This is a genomic window from Shewanella decolorationis (assembly GCF_004354305.1).
Lineage (GTDB): Bacteria > Pseudomonadota > Gammaproteobacteria > Enterobacterales > Shewanellaceae > Shewanella > Shewanella decolorationis.
The window spans coordinates 586703-604686 of record NZ_CP037898.1; the positions used below are offsets into that span (position 1 = coordinate 586703).

Here is a 17984-nt window from a genome sequence, read left to right on the forward strand (position 1 = left end):
CTCTTGATTTAAATTATGCTAATTAAGCTAGATTGGTAACTTAACTCGCTAATACATCACGCGACAGATCACAAATTAGTAAATTGAATAAAATAAAAAACCGTCCAAAGAGTATTCTTTGAACGGTTTTAAAAGATGCTTAATTTATGTAGATTAAATTAATTGGATTAATATCAGCTAATTTTATTATCAATTAATGCTGAATATTAATTTTATATTAATTTCTCACTAAATCGAGTTCCTTAATTAAATTATCGGCATGGTCTACTTCATCCATCATCCACAGGATATAACGGATATCCACGTGTACGGCGCGGGTGATGGTGGGGTTGAAGAACCAATCTTTAGTAATGGCTTCATAGGTAGAGTCGAAGTTAAGACCGACGAGTTCGCCTTTACCGTTAAAGACAGGGGAACCCGAGTTACCCCCCGTGGTATCCACACTCGATAAGAAGTTAACTGGCACTGAGTTAAATTCTTCTGGCTTGTCTAAGCAAGAGAACAGACGGCAAATCCAGCCGCGTGGATCTTGATAGACAGATTTCACTAAGTGATTGCCAAAACGCTGCTCATGGATTGCATCGAGCAGTTTTTTCGGTGCGTTATAGGGCTCAACGCCGGTGTGCTTGGCTACAATACCATCAAGGCGAGTAAATGGCTGTTTGTACAGCGCATCGCGGGATTGATAACCATCGACCATACCGTAGCTGATACGTAGAGTGCCGTTTGCATCCGGATACACTGGCCAGTTGTTGGCTTTGTAGTAGTCGATAACGGCAGCCATGTAGGCAGGACGCGCAGTAGACAGTTTACCCGCCAGGATTTTTTCAGCCTTTTCCTGCACCATATTAGTGTCATATAACGCGACAGCGAGGCGGATAAACGGATCGCTGCTGGTTTCAAAAGCCTTCGCATCGGCGTCCATCCACGCCAGACGTTGCGCTTGGTCGGTTAGCGTCGTTAGCGAATACAGGCCATCGAGTTTTGCTTCTAGGCTGACATTTTTATCGTCCAGATTCAGCATATTGTCTAAAGCAGCAACGCGATTAGGCTGTGATAAATAAGCATTTAAATCTTGTAACCACAGGGTTTTATCGACTTTAACGTCAAAGCTGGAGTCGATACGCTTCAGGCGCGAGCTGAACATGGCAAGGTCACGCTCTTGGTAACCGATTTCACGCTCGGCATCGCTCTTTTGCTTTTCCTTGGCTAAGCGATAAAGGCTATTGGCCGCAGTGAGCAGCGTGCTCGATTGGGCGTTGGTGAAGTAATAATTGGTTTGGGTTTGCAGTTGCTGCTCGGCCAATAAAACTTCCAATTCGCTGATAAGGTTTTGATTAAGAGTTGGGTTTTTCTTTAACCAAGCCAGAAAATCATCTTCGCGTTGCTGCTTAATGCCGACGATATCCGTGGCTTTAAAGCCAGCCAGCAGACCGTTGAGTTTCTTCATCCGGTTCGCCATCGACGCCATATTGCCCGCATATTTAATGGCGATGTCGGCATCTTCCTGACCCATGGCTTCGATAGTATCAATCTGTAATTGATAGCGTTTTGCCTGAGTGGGATACAACCAGTCGCTAGCAAATTTAAGCTCGCTGGTGAGATTGTAACGGCTGGTGGTGCCAGGGTAACCCGCCACAAATACGCCGTCGCCCGCTTTCACACCATCGGCGTTTACTTTCAGGTAACTCTTTGGCGTGTAAGGAATGTTATCTTCGCTGTAGGCTGCTGGCTTACCATCTTTACCTACATAGGCACGCAGGAAGGCAAAATCGCCCGAGTGGCGTGGATACTCGTAGTTATCGATATCACCGCCATAAGCGCCAACGCTTTCTGGTGGCGCGTATACTAAGCGCACATCGCGGATCATCAATTGCTTGATGAGGTAATATTCCAATCCATTGTGGAAGCTGCGAACGTTACAGCGGTAGTTATCATCGGCCTCACAGCTTTTGATCAAGGCTTTGCTGTGGTTTTCAATGTCTTCGTAGCGTTTGAGCGGATCTTGACTTAAGTCTTTGGTGACATCGCTGGTGACATTGGTCACGGCTTCGGTGATGTATAAACGCTCGTTTGGACCTGCCGACGGTTCTTTATCCATCGAGGTGGCTAAAAAGCCCTGTTCGAGATAGTTATGTTCTTTCTTAGTGTTATATTGTATCGCCTTGTAGGCACAATGATGGTTTGTCACAACTAGCCCTTGGGGCGAGACAAAACTGGCGGTACAATAGCCCAGCCCGACAACGGCATTCATAGGATAACTGGTGAGATCGGCTAATTTATCAGCGGGAATATCGATTCCACGTGCGCTGAGTTTGTCCGCAATTGAAGGCATTTGATAGGGTTGCCATTGTCCTTCATCGGCTGTTGCTACGCCAGAGGTCAGTACTAAGGCTGCAACCAATGCAATACGCATGTTCTTTCCTTATTTTTAGTTAGAGTGTCCGTTGGAATGAGGTAACAGGCGAATGTAAACCACCTGTTTGCTTGACGCGGGTTTTATATCATATTTTGTTAAGTTGTTGGAAATCGGGAGTGTTAATGTCACAACAAGGTGCGTTTAAACCTAAGAATAAGCCGACAGATGTGCAGGTCGATAGCTTAAAGCTGCCGCCGCATTCGATAGAGGCTGAACAATCGGTCTTAGGTGGCCTGATGTTAGACGCCGACGCTTGGGATAAAGTGGCCGAGACTGTGGTGAAAGAGGATTTTTATTCCCGCTCCCACCGCATGATTTTTGCGGCCATGCACCGTTTAGTCGAAAGTGGTCAACCCATCGACTTAATTACGGTTTCTGAACAGCTTGAAGTGGAAAACCAACTCGAAGAAGCGGGTGGCTTTGCCTATTTAGGCGAGATTGCCAAAAACACCCCGAGCGCGGGTAACATTGTTTCCTACGCTGAGATCGTGCGTGAGCGCGCCGTGGTACGGGAGATGATCCGTGTCGCCCATGAGATTGCCGATGCGGGTTACAATCCCGAAGGGCGTGACTCCAGCGCCTTGCTCGATTTAGCCGAGAGTAAAGTCTTTAAAATTGCCGAGCAGCGTACCAATGCCAATGAAGGTCCTGAAGGCATTAAAACCATTCTCGAAAAAACCGTCGATAAGATTGAGCAGCTCTACAACAACCCCCACAACGGTGTGACTGGGGTGTCGAGTGGGTTTACAGATCTCGACCGAATGACTGCTGGCTTCCAATCCGGCGACTTGATTATCGTCGCGGCGCGTCCTTCTATGGGTAAAACTACCTTCGCGATGAACCTGTGTGAACAGGCTGCAATGAATGAAGACAAGCCAGTGCTGATTTTCAGTCTCGAGATGCCCTCTGAACAGATCATGATGCGTATGTTGGCTTCTCTAGGGCGCGTCGATCAAACCAAAATCCGTACTGGACAACTCGATGATGAGGATTGGGCGCGGGTATCCTCGACCATGGGGATCATGCTCGAGCAGGGCAAGATGTATATCGACGACGGCTCAGGCCTAACCCCGACCGAAGTGCGCAGCCGTGCCCGCCGTATTGCCCGTGAACATGGTGGCTTATCGATGATCATGGTCGACTACTTGCAGTTGATGCAAGTGCCGGCATTATCGGACAACCGTACACTCGAAATTGCCGAAATCTCACGCTCTCTCAAGGCATTGGCGAAAGAGTTGGAGATCCCCGTGATTGCTCTTTCCCAGCTTAACCGCTCGCTCGAACAACGTGCTGATAAGCGTCCTGTAAACTCGGACTTACGTGAATCCGGTTCTATTGAGCAGGATGCGGACCTCATCATGTTTATTTACCGTGATGAGGTGTATAACAACGATTCTCCCGATAAGGGCACGGCAGAAATCATTATTGGTAAACAGCGTAACGGCCCCATTGGACGTGTGCGGTTGACCTTCCAAGGCCAGTTTTCCCGTTTTGATAACTACGCAGGCCCGCAGTTTGAAGAAGATTAATTTCTAGTGTTAGAAGCTAAGCACTGCTTATGTATTCTTTTTATTTCCTGACTTTCCAAATAGACAAGGCAAATTTTGAAACCTTTTCCCCGAGCAGAAATTAGCAGTAGTGCACTGCAGAACAATCTCGCCGTCTTGCGTCAACAGGCGAGTCGCAGCCAAGTGATGGCAGTGGTGAAAGCCAATGGTTATGGTCATGGATTATTAAATGTCGCCAATTGTTTAAATAATGCCGATGGCTTTGGCTTGGCCCGATTAGAAGAAGCCTTAGAACTACGCGCTGGTGGCGTAAAAGCGCGCCTGTTATTACTTGAAGGCTTCTTTCGCAGCACAGATTTACCTTTGCTGGTGGAGCACGATATCGATACTGTGGTACACCACGAGTCGCAAATTGAAATGTTAGAGCAGGCGACGCTATCAAAACCTGTCACTGTATGGTTGAAAGTGGATTCTGGTATGCATCGGTTAGGCGTGACGCCTGAGCAATTTGCACAGGTGTATGCACGTTTGACCGCCTGTGACAATGTCGCCAAGCCCATCCATTTGATGACTCATTTTGCCTGTGCCGATGAGCCTGAAAATCATTACACTCAAGTGCAAATGCAAACCTTTAACCAGTTAACCGCGGATTTACCTGGGTTTAGAACCTTAGCCAATTCTGCGGGTGCACTCTATTGGCCCAAGAGCCAAGGGGACTGGATCCGTCCAGGGATTGCACTCTATGGTGTGTCTCCTGTAACAGGGGATTGCGGTGCCAATCATGGTCTGATCCCGGCGATGAACTTAGTTTCGCGTTTGATTGCCGTGCGCGATCACAAGGCGGGACAACCCGTTGGCTATGGTTGTTATTGGACGGCGAAACAAGATACTCGCCTTGGTGTTGTGGCTATTGGCTATGGTGATGGTTATCCACGTAATGCGCCCGAAGGCACGCCTGTGTGGGTGAATGGTCGCAGAGTGCCGATCGTTGGTCGCGTATCTATGGATATGCTAACCGTCGATTTAGGCGCTGATGCGACAGATCTTGTGGGCGATGAAGCCCTGCTTTGGGGCGCCGCCTTGCCCGTTGAGGAAGTGGCAGAGCACATTGGCACCATCGCCTATGAGTTAGTGACTAAACTTACCCCAAGAGTAGCGGTGTGCTTAGCATAAGTGACTAAAATAAATAAAAAACGGCGCTCCGGCGCCGTTTCCGTTGTGTCAGTTTTATAAAATTTATCTTTTGCCTGTTATGCGATAGAAAAACTCAATAATGCAAAGCAGTTTAGAGATCATAAAACCAGAATTGGTATTCTAATTTACTCAGACATTTTATTGCTAACTTTCAAAACACACTTCGATATAGGCCGTTCCATGTGAGCTGGTAAAAGGCATAATGATTTTAGTGCCATTGGCTTTGTGGGATATGGTATGCCCTTGGCCAGATACCACCATAGGGGTTGCCATTTCGAACTCATAACCCTTTTGTCCTAAAAGATTTTTAGCGCCACCTGTAACCATATTGGTGATTTCGCCTACCAAATCTGTCACTTCTTCATTTATTTTACCGGGATTTTCACCCAGCATATTTTGCATAATTTGCAGTACTAATTTTTGCTCAAACGTAATTGAAAGTGAGCCTTTGGTTTGTGGCCCAACCATACCAATCAAACCTGACACATCACCTTTAGCTAGATTATCAGTTTTGATCTGAGGTTTACCAGGCGTGAGCTCTAAGCTGGCCATGGTCGAAATGACATTGAGCAGCGACTGCAAAAAAGGATTAATAAAATTGACGTTCATGCTTTAGTGTGTCCTCTTATGAACTTAAGCCTTATGGTCACCACGTAATTAAGGGTAGTCGAAAAGTGGCTCAACCACAGCAATCTTAATCACACTCTATCAGCTTAGATGACACAAATGGAAATGTGAGGTTAATTTCACGATTTTCTTGTTGTTTATCGTAAAAATCTTTGCATATGTGAGACTCGACAAACAATAAACAAGGCTCACGTTTTTGGATGCTAACTTTATCCAGCTATTGAGTGGGTTTCTAACTAAAGATTGATGATACGGATTACCATACCGCAAAACTCAATAAACTAAAATTTCTACATTCCCTTAAGACTAAAAAGCATAAATGGTAATTTTTACAATTGCTTATGCAGTAAACTATTATCGGTTTGAAAATATCTCCTCTACAACCACCTAGCAACACATAGTGTCATAAAATGTGATTTACATTAAATTATAATGTAAATGATAATAATTATTGATCACAAAATTAAATTTACATATATTAGCGGCGATTAACAGATGGGGGACATCTGTTACAGAGTTTACTCCGCAACAGGAATGCTTTTGATGAAATTTGCAAAACGCCGCAATGGCCGAGTCATACTCGGTGCCCATGTTTTAGGTTCGTTAACCATAGGTATGGCGGTTTCTGCCGCGCCTGCTATGGCGACAGAATCTCAGTCTCAAACCGTTGATAAGAAAGTTGAACATATTGAAGTTAACGGTGAGTATTTAGGTTATAACAGCCGTAAAGTGCAATCGGGTAAATTTACCGAAGATCTGCTTAATACCGCTAAAACCGTTACCGTAATCAATCAAGATCTCATCAAGGATATGGGCGCTCAGAGTTTTACCGATGCGCTGCGTGCAACACCTGGTATCACCTTAGGTACAGGTGAAGGCGGTAACCCCTATGGTGATAGGCCTTTTATCCGTGGTTACGATGCACAATCTTCAACCTTTATCAATGGTATGCGCAATGTGGGTTCACAAAGCCGCGAAACCTTTAACATTGAACAAATCGAAGTCCTGAAAGGCCCAAGCTCTGTCTATAACGGTCGTGGCGCTGTTGGCGGTAGCATCAATATTGTGACCAAAAAAGCCCAGTCCGATGACTTTATTAATGCCGATGTTGCTGTCGGGACGGATTCACTTAAACGCGCCAGTGTCGATGTCAACCATGTGATTGCCGATGAGGCTGCGGTCCGTATTAACATGATGGCCCATGATGCCGATACTCCGGGCCGTGATGAAGTCACGGGTAATCGTTGGGGTGTAGCGCCTTCGGTGACCTTTGGTTTAACGACGCCAACCAAAGTGACACTCGAATATTATCACTTTGAAAATCATGATATTCCTGATTATGGTATTCCCTACGATCAGGCAACGGGTCAACCTGCGGATGTCGACCCTGATAACTTCTACGGTTTGTTATCGCGGGATTTTCGCGACACTATGGACGATACGGCGTCGGTGTTGATCAGCCATGATTTTAACAACGATATGCAGTTCACTTCGACTTCTATCTATAGCCGTAACAGCAATTACTATATTGTGACTAACCCAGACGACACCACGGGTAACGTGGCTAATGGTTATGTTTGGCGAAACACTAAGTCGCGCCATTCGGTCACAAAGACCTTAGCGACTCAATTGCAACTCTCGGGTGAAGCAAAACTTGCGGGAATGACTAACCGTTTTGCCGTCGGTACTGAACTCAGTAACGAACGTACCAGCAATTTGAGTTACACCGTCGATACGGGCAATGGCCGCAACGCGGGTTGTAATCAGGCAATGCTTGATAACTACAACTGTACGCTGCTGGATAATCCAAATCCGCATGATCCTTGGGTTGGCACTATCACCCTCGGCACCGATGCGACTGTTACAGAAACCGATACTCGCTCGCTTTATGCCTTTAACACCATTGAGTTAACCGAAGCGTGGATGGTGAATGCCGGGATCCGTTGGGACGATTACAGCACCAGTGCTGAGAATTCGACCTCTCAATTCAGCAACGATACCGACTTCTTTAACTATCAATTATCGGTACTTTATAAGCCCGCTGAAAACGGCAGTATTTATGCCGCGTGGGGCACTTCTTCTAACCCTCCGGGAACCTCAAATGGTGATGGCGCGGATCGCCTTGGCAGTACCAACGCCGATTTAGAGCCAGAAGATACGGAGAGCTATGAGTTAGGCACTAAGTGGGACTTCTTTGCCGGACGTTTATCTCTGAATGGTTCTGTATTCCAAATCGAGAAAAACAACGCTCGGGTTGCGACCTCTGGTGATCGTAACTCGCCACAGGAAAACGTTGGCGAGCAAAAGGTGAAAGGTTTCGAGCTCGGTTTCTCCGGTGACTTTACTGAGCATTGGCACGGTTTTGGTGGTTACACTTACTTGGACGCGACGTTGGAAAGCAATGGCTATAATCAAGCGCAAAATGGCAATCGCTTCCCTAATACTGCTAAAAATAGCTTAAGTTTATTCACGACTTACGATGTGACTGAGGATTTTACAGTTGGTACGGGCGCATACTACATGGGTAAGGTTTATGGTAATACGGCTAACACGTTATCGATTCCATCCTACTGGCGTTTTGATTTGACTTCATCTTATAAAATGAGCGAATTCTTGACCTTACGCCTGAACGTACAAAATCTAACGGATGAGCGTTATTACGATAAAGCGTACACCGCGCACTTTGCTAATATGGCCCCTGGCCGCTTAGTGATGTTAAGTGCCGATATGCACTTCTAAGCAGTATTAATCGAGATCTGAATGGCAGCCCTTGGGCTGCCTTTGATGTTTATGCTATTCCAATAGGATTTTGAAATGCTTATTGAAATTCCGAATGTTTTTTCTAAAGAAGAAGTCATTCAGCTAAGGGAAGAGCTCGATGCCCGCACTTGGATTGATGGCAATCAGACTTCGGGCGTAATGGCGAGCACCCGTAAACGTAATCAGCAGTTAGACAAAGATGACCCTGTCGCACTGCAAATCGGTGAGCTGATCATGGCACGCTTGTTGGCCCACCCTTTATTTGTCTCGGCGGCCCTGCCATTACAGTTTTATCCTCCCTTGTTTAATCGTTATCAAGGCGGCGAAACCTTTGGCTACCATATTGATAACGCGATTCGCTCGACCAGCGATGGTATGGTGCGCACCGATCTATCAGCCACCTTATTTTTAAGTGAGCCAGACACTTATCAAGGTGGTGAGCTGGTGATCCAAGATACCTATGGCCAGCAAAGCATTAAGCTCGCGGCGGGCTCATTGGTGTTGTATCCCTCGACAAGTTTGCATCAGGTCACTCCTGTTACCTCGGGTGTACGTACCGCTGCGTTTATGTGGCTGCAGAGTATGGTGCGCGATGAGGGGCAGCGCCGTTTGCTATTTCAACTCGATCAATCGATTCAAGCGTTGACGGCGCAGGCCGCGCCAGAACAAGAGTTGTTTAATCTGACGGGGGTTTACCATAACTTGCTCAGACGTTGGAGCGAGTTGTAGTGATTCTAAGCTAGGCTTCTCTCCTCGCTTCATCTCCCCAAAGCGGGCGGTTTAGGGTATAATCCCGCCAGCTCTGAGGGGGCAACAAAACAGTAAACGTTAACTCGTTTACTGTTTTTGTATTTTTACGCTGGCGCTGCATTGCTCATCAGCGGCTTAAATTAAGGCGCTTTATCCCTCAAAGCTTGAACTTACTGGCAAATTTTAATTACTTGAGTCGATAGTCACGTGTTGAAAAATAATCTTAATGATGGTCTACAGCTCGACCGCACCTTTTCCATTGCACCTATGTTGGATTGGACGGATCGTCATTACCGTTATTTTGCTCGCTTAATGTCGGCCAATGCCTTGCAGTATACCGAGATGGTGACAACGGGGGCGATTTTGCATGGCCGTGGTGATTATCTTGCCTATAACCAAGAAGAACATCCTCTTGCATTGCAGTTGGGTGGCTCGAATCCTGCTGAACTTGCTCGCTGCGCCAAACTTGCCGCCGAGCGCGGTTATGATGAAGTAAACCTCAATGTGGGCTGTCCTTCCGATCGGGTGCAAAACGGTCGCTTTGGTGCCTGTTTGATGGCGGAACCTGAGCTGGTGGCTGAATGTGTCGATGCCATGAAGCAAGTGGTTGATATTCCTGTGACGGTAAAAACGCGCATCGGCATTGACGAGCAGGATAGCTATGAGTTTTTGACTCACTTTATTGATACTGTTATGGCTAAAGGCTGTGGTGAGTTTATTATCCATGCGCGTAAGGCGTGGTTACAGGGCTTAAGTCCAAAGGAAAACCGCGAGATCCCGCCCTTAGACTACGACAGGGTGTATCAGCTTAAGCGTGATTATCCGACGCTCAATATCAGCATTAACGGTGGTATCACTAGCCTTGAACAGGCTAAAACCCACTTGCAGCACTTAGATGGTGTGATGGTGGGACGTGAGGCTTACCAAAATCCCTATATTCTAGCGCAGGTTGACCAAATCCTCTGCGGCAGCCAGAAGGCGGTGATTAGCCGTGAAGCCGTGATTGAGACTATGTTGCCCTATATTGAGGCTCACTTGCAGGCGGGCGGACGCTTAAATCATATCACTCGTCATATGATTGGCTTATTCCAAGGCTTACCGGGTGCCCGTGCGTGGCGTCGTTATTTGAGCGAAAACGCCCATAAAAACGGTGCCGGTATTGAGGTGGTCAAGCAGGCTTATCAAAGTATTCAGAGCGAAATGATTGCTCAATAATCATTCGATTTAAAAAGTGGTGAGATTGACTAATGCCTGTAGTATTTTCCACCACTTTACCTTTATCAAATATCTCGCCTATATCACCCCTGCTTAAAATAAATTAATAAATCTTTTAAAATCATAATCTTAAATTTGTTTTGATAAATTGGCACGCCCTTTGTATTAGTCCCTATGTCAAGTTAATCAATCGGAAAGGGACGACATCATGTTTACTTCAAACGTTAAAAAATCAGTTCAAGCAAGTGTGTTATTCGGTGCCTTAATGGCGAGTGTTGCGGTACACGCCGAAGCTGCACCCGTATCTGATGTAGTGGGCGCTATTGAGCAAACGCTGAGCACCCAAGCGCAGGAGTTGTTGGTTAACACTAAGCGTGAACTGGTGTTATCACTGCAAACACAATTAGCTGAAAGTATCTATGACTTCAATAGTCAGCTAACACTGAGCGCGGATAACCAAGGTGAGTCTGTCACCTCAGGCGAATACAGCGCAAACAAGTAAGGAGCTGCCTATGTGGTTTGTAGCACCTCTTATGACTCTGCTACTGCTACCAGTGATTAGCCTCGCGTTGTTTTCAGGAATTATCTGCTGGTTTCAGTGGCACAGTGTCAGCGATAAGTAAATTATTCATCAATTGGAGTTCAAAATGAAACGAGCGCAAATGCGAATGGACAATTCAGAACGTTTAGTCTGTGGTGTTGCCTCTGGTATGGCGTGGCAATTTGGTTGGTCCTGTTTTTGGACTCGTGTAGTGTGGGCTGGCGCGATTCTATTTATGCCGGGTGTGAGTCTGCTAGTTTACTTTGTACTGGCCTTACTTGTGGACCAATGGAAAAGACCGATTTAACCCAAGTTTCAACTCCCTCGATTTGGGGACGTGAATGGGTTAGCCGATGCAAGTTTATGGACACAGCCTTTAGCGGGATGCTATCAACAAGAGGGCACATCGACCCTCATGCTAATAGTGAACACTGTTTAAGTGAGTATCACTTTTTAAGAAAAGCCTGAAATCTGGCTTTTGCTTCATCGCTTTTAAGTCTTGCACTAAATTGTTCTAATTCTTGATGCATCTGGTGTTGCACGCGGTTTTTATGTGGTCGCATCAACTGACGGGTAATTTGCAGTGCTTGCGGTGGCTGATTAGCCAGTTTCTTGGCCTGATTTAGGGCGTAACCAAGCAACTCTTCTTGGGCGATGACATCGTTAATGATATTCAGCCTGTGCGCTGTACTGGCATCAAAACTTTCGCCGAGTAATAAGAACTCCGCCGCTTTTTGATAACCCACCAATTCGGGTAAAAGTAAGCTTGCACCAGCCTCGGGCACTAGGGCCAAATTCACAAAGGGCAGTTGGAATTTAGCCGTGTTGTCGGCATAGACCAAATCACAGTGCAGCAGCACCGTTGTGCCAATGCCAACGGCGGCACCAGAGACGGCGGCAACCAGCGGTTTTTTGAGTTCCAATAGGCAAAATAGGAAGCGCACCGCAGGGTGATTTGGGCCTAAGTCACTATTTTTCAAAAAGTCAGCAATATCATTACCCGAGGTGAAACAATTATCTTCACCATGGAGCATAAAGGCACGAATGTCGTTGTCTGCTTCACCTTCGATCAGGTATTCTGTCAGTTGTTTATACATATTTAGATCAAGTGCATTGCGTTTATCTGGGCGATTAAAGCTGATAACACGAACGCCCTGATCATCCCTTACCTGTATATGACTCATGGGTTGTTTTCCTTTACGACGACATTGGGTAGACATGGAGTTTAAGACATTGAAACCGATATTCAAACAGATGTTTAATTGTGTCGCATTATCCTGTGCCTCATTTTCTGTTTTCGCCAGCGTAGTGATGACCGAAGGCCACGTCCGTGCAATGCCTGATACAGTACCAAATACCGCCGCTTACTTTACGCTGGAGAACCATAGCGATAAAACGGTTCGCCTCACCGGAGTGACAACTGAGGTCGCGAAGGAAGCACAATTGCATACTATGATCGAAGAACAAGGCATGGTCAAAATGCGCCATGTTGAAGGTTTCGATATTCCCTCCCACGGAAAATTAACCCTCTCGCCGTCTGGAGAGCATGTGATGCTCATCGGACTCAAAGCCCCATTAGCCTTAGATCAGCAAGTTAAACTGCAATTGCAGTTTAACGATGGCGAGAATCTAACGATTACATTGCCTGTTGCGAAACAGGCCGAGAATGCTGCTGAACATGAGCATCATCACCATCATTAAGGAGTCACTTGATGCAAATAACATGGAAGAAGGTCACCGGAATTGGTTTATTTGTTGTTTTAATAGGTTATTTTGTAAGTGTGTGGTGGAGTATCGAACCTGATACCCTGACGCCACAACAACTAACGGCTGCCGAGAAAAATATTGTAGGCTATGCGACTACTACGTCGCTGATCCTGACCGTTGAAACACTGCTGGATAAGCAGGGGGGATGGTTATCAAACGATGTGATGCCACCGTCGATTTTTATGGATAACATGCCTGCGTTTGAGTATGGCGCTTTAGAGCAAGCCCGTGATTTAGCACTGATTATGCGTAAGGAATTTAGTCGATCTCAGTCGCAGTCAACTGCAGATAAAGACTTAAGTGAAGCGCAGGCGAAACTGAACATTGATCACACTAGCTGGTTAGTGCCAAGTGCTGAAAGCGAATACCGCGATGGTGTTAAGTTACTCAAACTGTACCGTGCGCGTATGATGGATCCAAACAATCAGGATGCACAGTTCTACGCCCGTGCTGACAACCTTAACGAGTGGCTCAAAGAAGTGCAAAAACGTTTGGGTAGCATGTCTCAACGTTTATCAGCCAGTGTTGGTCAAGAACGCGTTAATACCGATTTAGCTGGCGATAACGCAGCCCGTCAATCGACCCCTAACTTAGCAAGCCATCAGGTGAAAACCAGCTGGTGGAAAATCGATGATGTGTTCTATGAGAGCCGAGGTGCTTCATGGGCACTGCTGAATTTTATGCGTGCAGTTGAAGTCGACTTTGCTGACGTATTGAAAAAGAAAAATGCTGAGGTCAGCCTGAAACAGATCATTCGTGAGCTGGAGGCGACTCAACAAACGGTTTGGAGCCCTGTAGTACTTAATGGCAGTGGTTTCGGCCTAGTCGCTAATCATTCATTGGTTATGGCTAACTATGTGTCCCGTGCGAATGCCGCGGTGATTGATTTAACGAACTTGCTATCTCAAGGTTAATTATGAAGAAAACATTCCTCGCCAGTGCGGTATTAGGATGCTTAATGGCTACATCTGCCCAAGCGGCAACAGTGGTTGGTTTTAAAATTGGTGGCGATTACTGGCGCGCCGATACCAGCGGTACTTTTTCTGATAAAGGTCAGCCACAGCAAGGGTTTGACTATAGTTCATCGGCGCAAGGTAGCTACTGGATTGCGGTTGAGCATCCGCTGCCGTTTATCCCGAATCTTAAAATTCGTGAAAATAGCTTAGATCAGAAGGGCAGTCTGACCAATGCTGATTTTAGCTTCAACGGTCATGATTTTAAAGGTAATGTGACCAGTTATACCGACTTGAGCAACACCGATTTTGTGTTGTACTACGAGCTGTTGGATAACGACATTCTGTCATTTGACCTAGGTGCTGCTTATAAGCTGATGAACGGTTCTTTGCGTGTTCAAGACCCTGGTCATCCTGAAGAGAAAGACGTAGATAGTGGCATTGTGATGGGTTATGCCAGTACACATGTGAGCATGCCTGGCCTTGGTCTATTCGGCTTTGCGGATTTAATGCTTGGGGTAAATGAGTCTAAGGTTCACGACTATGCAATCGGCTTAGGTTGGGAGTTCGATGGTATGGCGGTAGATACCCGTGTACGAGTGGGCTATCGTGAGTTTGCCTTTGATGTGAACAACTTTTCAGGCATCAGTGCCGATACTAAGTTTGATGGCTATTTCGCCGGCGTAGAAATTAGTTTCTAAGCGTTAAAGCGAACAATAAAAAACCGCCTTGATGGCGGTTTTTTATTGGGTGATATTGCAATCTTATTCGGCTTTTAGACCGTTGTTGATAGCGATAACATCGTCTTCATTTAAGGTACCAGCAGCTTGTTTCAGCGCAACAATTGAGTTGATGTAGCTGTAACGAGCATCCGACAATTTACGTTTTGAGTCGTACAGATCTCGTGTACGGTTCAGTACGTCAACAATGGTACGAGTACCCACTTCGAAGCCCGCTTGCGTCGCTTTTAACGCACTTTCAGATGAAATTACTGACTGCTCATAGGCACGGATAGAGCTAATTGAAGCGCCAACGTTGTTGTAGTTGTTACGAACGTTTTTCACTACACTACGGTAGGTTTGCTCTAACTTCTCACTCGCTTCTACATATTGGAATTGTGCTTCTTTGACCTGTGACGTGACTTTAAAGCCTTCGAAAATAGGAATGCTTAAGTTCACGCCAACGTTCACATTGTCAAAATCTGGCTCATTTACGTCGCCAGTTTTTTGCTCTAACCCTTTGTTGTAGCCAGCGTTTAGGCTAAGAGATGGCATATGGCCCGCTTTGTAGAGGCTAATGGTCTCTTGGGCGATATCTTTACCGATGCGTTGAGTCATCAAATCGACGCTGTTGGTCTCAGCAATCTTTAACCACTCGTTTGATGATGTTGGCGCAGGTGTTACCGCTGAAAAACGGTTGGTGTCGAGCACGTTTAGGGCTTTGTGGTCGATGCCTGTGATTTCACGCAGTGCCTCATAGCTATTTGCTAGGGTATTTTCAGCAAGAATTTCTGAGGCTGAGGCTAAGTCATATTGTGCTTGTGCCTCATGAACGTCAGTAATTGCAGTTAAACCTACGGCAAAACGTTGTTTAGTCTGCTCGAGTTGACGTTCAATCGCACGTTTCTCAGCACCTTGGAACTCGTAGTTATCTTTTGCCGTTAATACATCGAAGTAGGCTTTAGTCACACGAGTGATCAAATTTTGCAGTGCAGAAGCGTAGTTTGAATCCGCTTGAGAAGCCGCTTTTTCGGCAAGACTTAAGCCAACCCAAGCACTGTGATCATAGATCACTTGGTTCAGCTTTAGGCTACCAGTTAGTCCACTGGTGTTGTCCCGAGGATCATTCCATGCTTTGTCATAACCCACGTTAGCGCTGATAGTGGGTAACAGTGGTGCACGGTTTTGTTCAATCTTTTCAAACAAGGCATTACGCTGAGCTTGCGCTTGTAATACCTGCGGGTCGCTCGTCAGTGCTTGTTGGTATATTTGCAGTAAATCATCTGCTTGAACCGCTTGAGCGGAGGCTGCGAGAGTTAATGCTGCGCATAGAGAACGGATCTTAAATTTCATTTGCTGTCCTTATTAGACAAAATCCCCAAAAGGAGAAATATGTAACTTCGTTTAGACTAAGTAATGCCTTTACCAAGGCGGTTTGCGCTTCCCGACGCTTCCCGATACAGCTAAAACTTAATGTCGTAGAGTCTAAAAACTCCCACACGTTCAAGTCAACTGCGAAGTGTAACAGATTTTATTTTAAAAATGAGCCAAATTGCCTTGATAATAGGCGAAAATTTAACAGCTAGGGATAAAATATGAAGCCTTCCGTTTTTTCGCAAATAGATGTTGAGATTCTCGAGACAAAGTCGCTGTATAAAGGTTTTTTTGCACTCGAGCAGTTTACATTTAAACATAAGTTATTCGCGGGTGGCTGGAGCCAACCCGTAACCCGTGAAGTGTTCGAGCGCGGCCATGCTGTAGTTGTGCTACCCTATGATGTTGCTCGTGACAAGATTGTTTTGATTGAACAAATTCGTTTTCCTGCATTAGCGACCACTAAATCTCCTTGGCTAATGGAGTTAGTCGCGGGTATGATTGCGCCCGACGAAACGCCGCTGGATGTCGCACATCGCGAATTGTTAGAAGAAACAGGTTTAACCGCCAATAATATGCACTTTGTGAATAGTTATCTGGCAAGCCCCGGTGGAAGTACGGAGCGTTTCTATTTCTATTGGGCAGAGGTGGATTCCTCTAAAGCCCAAGGCCTGCATGGATTAGCTGAAGAACACGAAGATATTCGATTGCATGTGTTAGACCGTGAGGATGCCTATAATGGTGTCGTCAGTGGGGCAATTGACAATGCGTCGACCGTAATTGGATTACAGTGGTTGCAATTAAACTATCAGCAACTAGCAAGCGTTGGATAAAAGTTTGGCTTCTTCAATATCGCACCGTAAACCGCGCTACCAACCAAACGTAAGCGACTTTTTAGCGCTATGCGGGCGTAACTATAGCTATATGCAAAAGTGGTTGCCGCTTGATATCGAAGTGGGTCAGTCTTGGCAACTCGAAGGTGAAGCGGGTGTATTAGTAATCCGTATTTTAGAAAATACCAAATACACTCAATTAGTTGAGATCTCACGACCAGTTAACATTATTGAGTTTATCAATACTCCCAAGGTGTTAGTGAGAATTTATCACGATGCTAAATTAGCAGAAGTGTTAACTGGTCAACAGATTTACCAATTGCGTCCAGTGTATGATTATCCCAATTTACGTATGTATCATAGTGATGAGAAGTACCAGGTTAATGCATTCCTGGGAGAATTATTGAAGATTGGTTGCCAACAACGGTTGGTTTGCCAGTCTTAAAAATTGGGTATTCAATGTGCTGAAAGAGGCTGTCTCTTACTCTATAGCTGATGAAAGTGTGCGCATAGTGCAGGTCACAGATCCGCACCTTTTTGCCGATCCTGAAGCGCAGCTCCTTGGTGTTAATACCAGCAAAAGTTTGGCCGCAGTGCTCAATACGATTCGGGCGGTAAATTATCCTGCACACTTGATGTTAGCTACGGGCGATTTAAGCCAAGATTATTCCCCTGAGTCTTATCGTCATTTTGTTACCGCTGTGGCGCCGTTGAACTTGCCTTGTCATTATCTGCCAGGGAATCATGATGATCCGCGGATCATGTTTTTGCACATGCAAGGTGAGCGAGTTTTTGGCCAGCAGCGTATTTTAATTGGCAAATGGCAAATTTTAATGCTGGATTCCACTGTGCGTGGAAAACCAGGCGGGCACATGGGCGAAAGTCAATTTGAACTGATTGAGCAGGCCGTGGCTGCTCACCCAGAACACCATACACTGCTTGTGATGCACCATAACCCTATCTTGGTTAATTGTGCTTGGTTAGACCAACATTGTATGGATAATGGCACTGAATTCCTCCGACGTGTTGCCCAATACCCACAGATTAAAGCTTTGCTCTGGGGGCATGTACATCAACAGTTGGATACCCATTACGATGGCCCACACGGCATGCTGCAATTAATGGCAACACCCTCTACTTGTATCCAGTTTAAACCGCAATCGCCTTATTTTGCCCTTGATGTACTGCAACCCGGTTATCGTTTGCTGGAGCTCAAGGCCGATGGTAGCATCAGCACTAATGTGTATCGCGTGCCGGGAAATCTGTTTTCCCCAGATAAAGATTCCAGCGGTTATTAACGCGAGTGACCGCAGCTTGAGGAACT

Annotated in this window: 17 protein-coding genes; 13 read left to right on the forward strand and 4 right to left on the reverse strand. The window is 45.9% G+C overall.

Annotated elements, in window-relative coordinates:
- Positions 1-217: 217 nt before the first annotated feature.
- Positions 218-2416 carry a S46 family peptidase gene (locus EYR25_RS02600; protein ID WP_133178455.1) on the reverse strand — a complete coding sequence of 733 codons (2199 nt, stop codon included), beginning with the start codon at positions 2414-2416 and terminating at the stop codon, positions 218-220.
- Between the two features lie 125 nt (positions 2417-2541).
- On the opposite strand from EYR25_RS02600, the gene dnaB reads away from it, so the two are divergent.
- Together dnaB and alr are read left to right on the forward strand one after the other, a co-directional pair.
- Positions 2542-3948 (forward strand): replicative DNA helicase, encoded by a 1407-nt coding sequence (gene dnaB / locus EYR25_RS02605; protein WP_023268561.1) that lies wholly within the window; start codon positions 2542-2544, stop codon positions 3946-3948.
- 75 nt (positions 3949-4023) lie between these two features.
- On the forward strand, positions 4024-5100 hold the full coding sequence (gene alr, locus EYR25_RS02610; protein WP_023268560.1) for an alanine racemase: 1077 nt from the start codon (positions 4024-4026) through the stop codon (positions 5098-5100).
- A 165-nt stretch (positions 5101-5265) separates the two neighbouring features.
- Here alr and EYR25_RS02615 read toward each other — a convergent pair whose 3' ends face one another.
- Complete coding sequence (locus tag EYR25_RS02615; RefSeq protein ID WP_023268559.1) at positions 5266-5730, reverse strand: chemotaxis protein CheX; 465 nt, start codon at positions 5728-5730, stop codon at positions 5266-5268.
- Between the two features lie 561 nt (positions 5731-6291).
- Between EYR25_RS02615 and EYR25_RS02620 the strand changes: the two genes are divergently transcribed.
- From EYR25_RS02620 to EYR25_RS02645, 5 genes are all read left to right on the forward strand, one after another.
- Complete coding sequence (locus EYR25_RS02620; protein ID WP_133178456.1) at positions 6292-8487, forward strand: TonB-dependent receptor; 2196 nt, start codon at positions 6292-6294, stop codon at positions 8485-8487.
- A gap of 75 nt (positions 8488-8562) precedes the next feature.
- Positions 8563-9237 carry a Fe2+-dependent dioxygenase gene (locus EYR25_RS02625; RefSeq protein WP_133178457.1) on the forward strand — a complete coding sequence of 225 codons (675 nt, stop codon included), beginning with the start codon at positions 8563-8565 and terminating at the stop codon, positions 9235-9237.
- A gap of 228 nt (positions 9238-9465) precedes the next feature.
- On the forward strand, positions 9466-10473 hold the full coding sequence (gene dusA / locus EYR25_RS02630; RefSeq protein WP_133178458.1) for a tRNA dihydrouridine(20/20a) synthase DusA: 1008 nt from the start codon (positions 9466-9468) through the stop codon (positions 10471-10473).
- A gap of 208 nt (positions 10474-10681) precedes the next feature.
- Positions 10682-10975, forward strand: a complete 294-nt coding sequence (locus EYR25_RS02635; protein ID WP_023268555.1) for a hypothetical protein — start codon at positions 10682-10684, stop codon at positions 10973-10975.
- Between the two features lie 145 nt (positions 10976-11120).
- On the forward strand, positions 11121-11321 hold the full coding sequence (locus EYR25_RS02645) for a PspC domain-containing protein (protein ID WP_011623980.1): 201 nt from the start codon (positions 11121-11123) through the stop codon (positions 11319-11321).
- A 139-nt stretch (positions 11322-11460) separates the two neighbouring features.
- Here the strand turns inward: EYR25_RS02645 and EYR25_RS02650 are convergent, their stop codons facing one another.
- Positions 11461-12198, reverse strand: coding sequence for an enoyl-CoA hydratase-related protein (locus tag EYR25_RS02650; RefSeq protein WP_133178459.1), 738 nt, complete (start codon positions 12196-12198; stop codon positions 11461-11463).
- A gap of 34 nt (positions 12199-12232) precedes the next feature.
- Here EYR25_RS02650 and EYR25_RS02655 point away from each other — a divergent pair, with 34 nt between their 5' ends.
- From EYR25_RS02655 to EYR25_RS02665, 3 genes are read left to right on the forward strand one after another with little or no spacing between them, the layout of a single operon-like run.
- Positions 12233-12715: a copper chaperone PCu(A)C gene (locus EYR25_RS02655; protein WP_133178460.1), complete on the forward strand. Its 483-nt coding sequence runs from the start codon at positions 12233-12235 to the stop codon at positions 12713-12715.
- 11 nt (positions 12716-12726) lie between these two features.
- A complete protein-coding gene (locus EYR25_RS02660) occupies positions 12727-13695 on the forward strand; it encodes a DUF2333 family protein (RefSeq protein WP_023268552.1) in 969 nt (322 codons plus the stop codon).
- A gap of 2 nt (positions 13696-13697) precedes the next feature.
- Positions 13698-14435, forward strand: coding sequence for a TIGR04219 family outer membrane beta-barrel protein (locus EYR25_RS02665; RefSeq protein ID WP_023268551.1), 738 nt, complete (start codon positions 13698-13700; stop codon positions 14433-14435).
- 63 nt (positions 14436-14498) lie between these two features.
- On the opposite strand, the gene tolC is transcribed toward EYR25_RS02665, so the two are convergent.
- Positions 14499-15806, reverse strand: a complete 1308-nt coding sequence (gene tolC, locus EYR25_RS02670) for an outer membrane channel protein TolC (RefSeq protein WP_023268550.1) — start codon at positions 15804-15806, stop codon at positions 14499-14501.
- 242 nt (positions 15807-16048) lie between these two features.
- Here tolC and nudF point away from each other — a divergent pair, with 242 nt between their 5' ends.
- Genes nudF through cpdA form a run of 3 tightly spaced genes read left to right on the forward strand, consistent with a single transcriptional unit; the run spans position 16049 to position 17958 of the window.
- Positions 16049-16660, forward strand: a complete 612-nt coding sequence (gene nudF / locus EYR25_RS02675) for an ADP-ribose diphosphatase (protein ID WP_133178461.1) — start codon at positions 16049-16051, stop codon at positions 16658-16660.
- A gap of 4 nt (positions 16661-16664) precedes the next feature.
- Positions 16665-17105, forward strand: coding sequence for a DUF1249 domain-containing protein (locus EYR25_RS02680; RefSeq protein WP_039978681.1), 441 nt, complete (start codon positions 16665-16667; stop codon positions 17103-17105).
- 16 nt (positions 17106-17121) lie between these two features.
- Positions 17122-17958, forward strand: coding sequence for a 3',5'-cyclic-AMP phosphodiesterase (gene cpdA / locus EYR25_RS02685; RefSeq protein WP_133182717.1), 837 nt, complete (start codon positions 17122-17124; stop codon positions 17956-17958).
- The last annotated feature ends 26 nt before the right edge of the window (positions 17959-17984 follow it).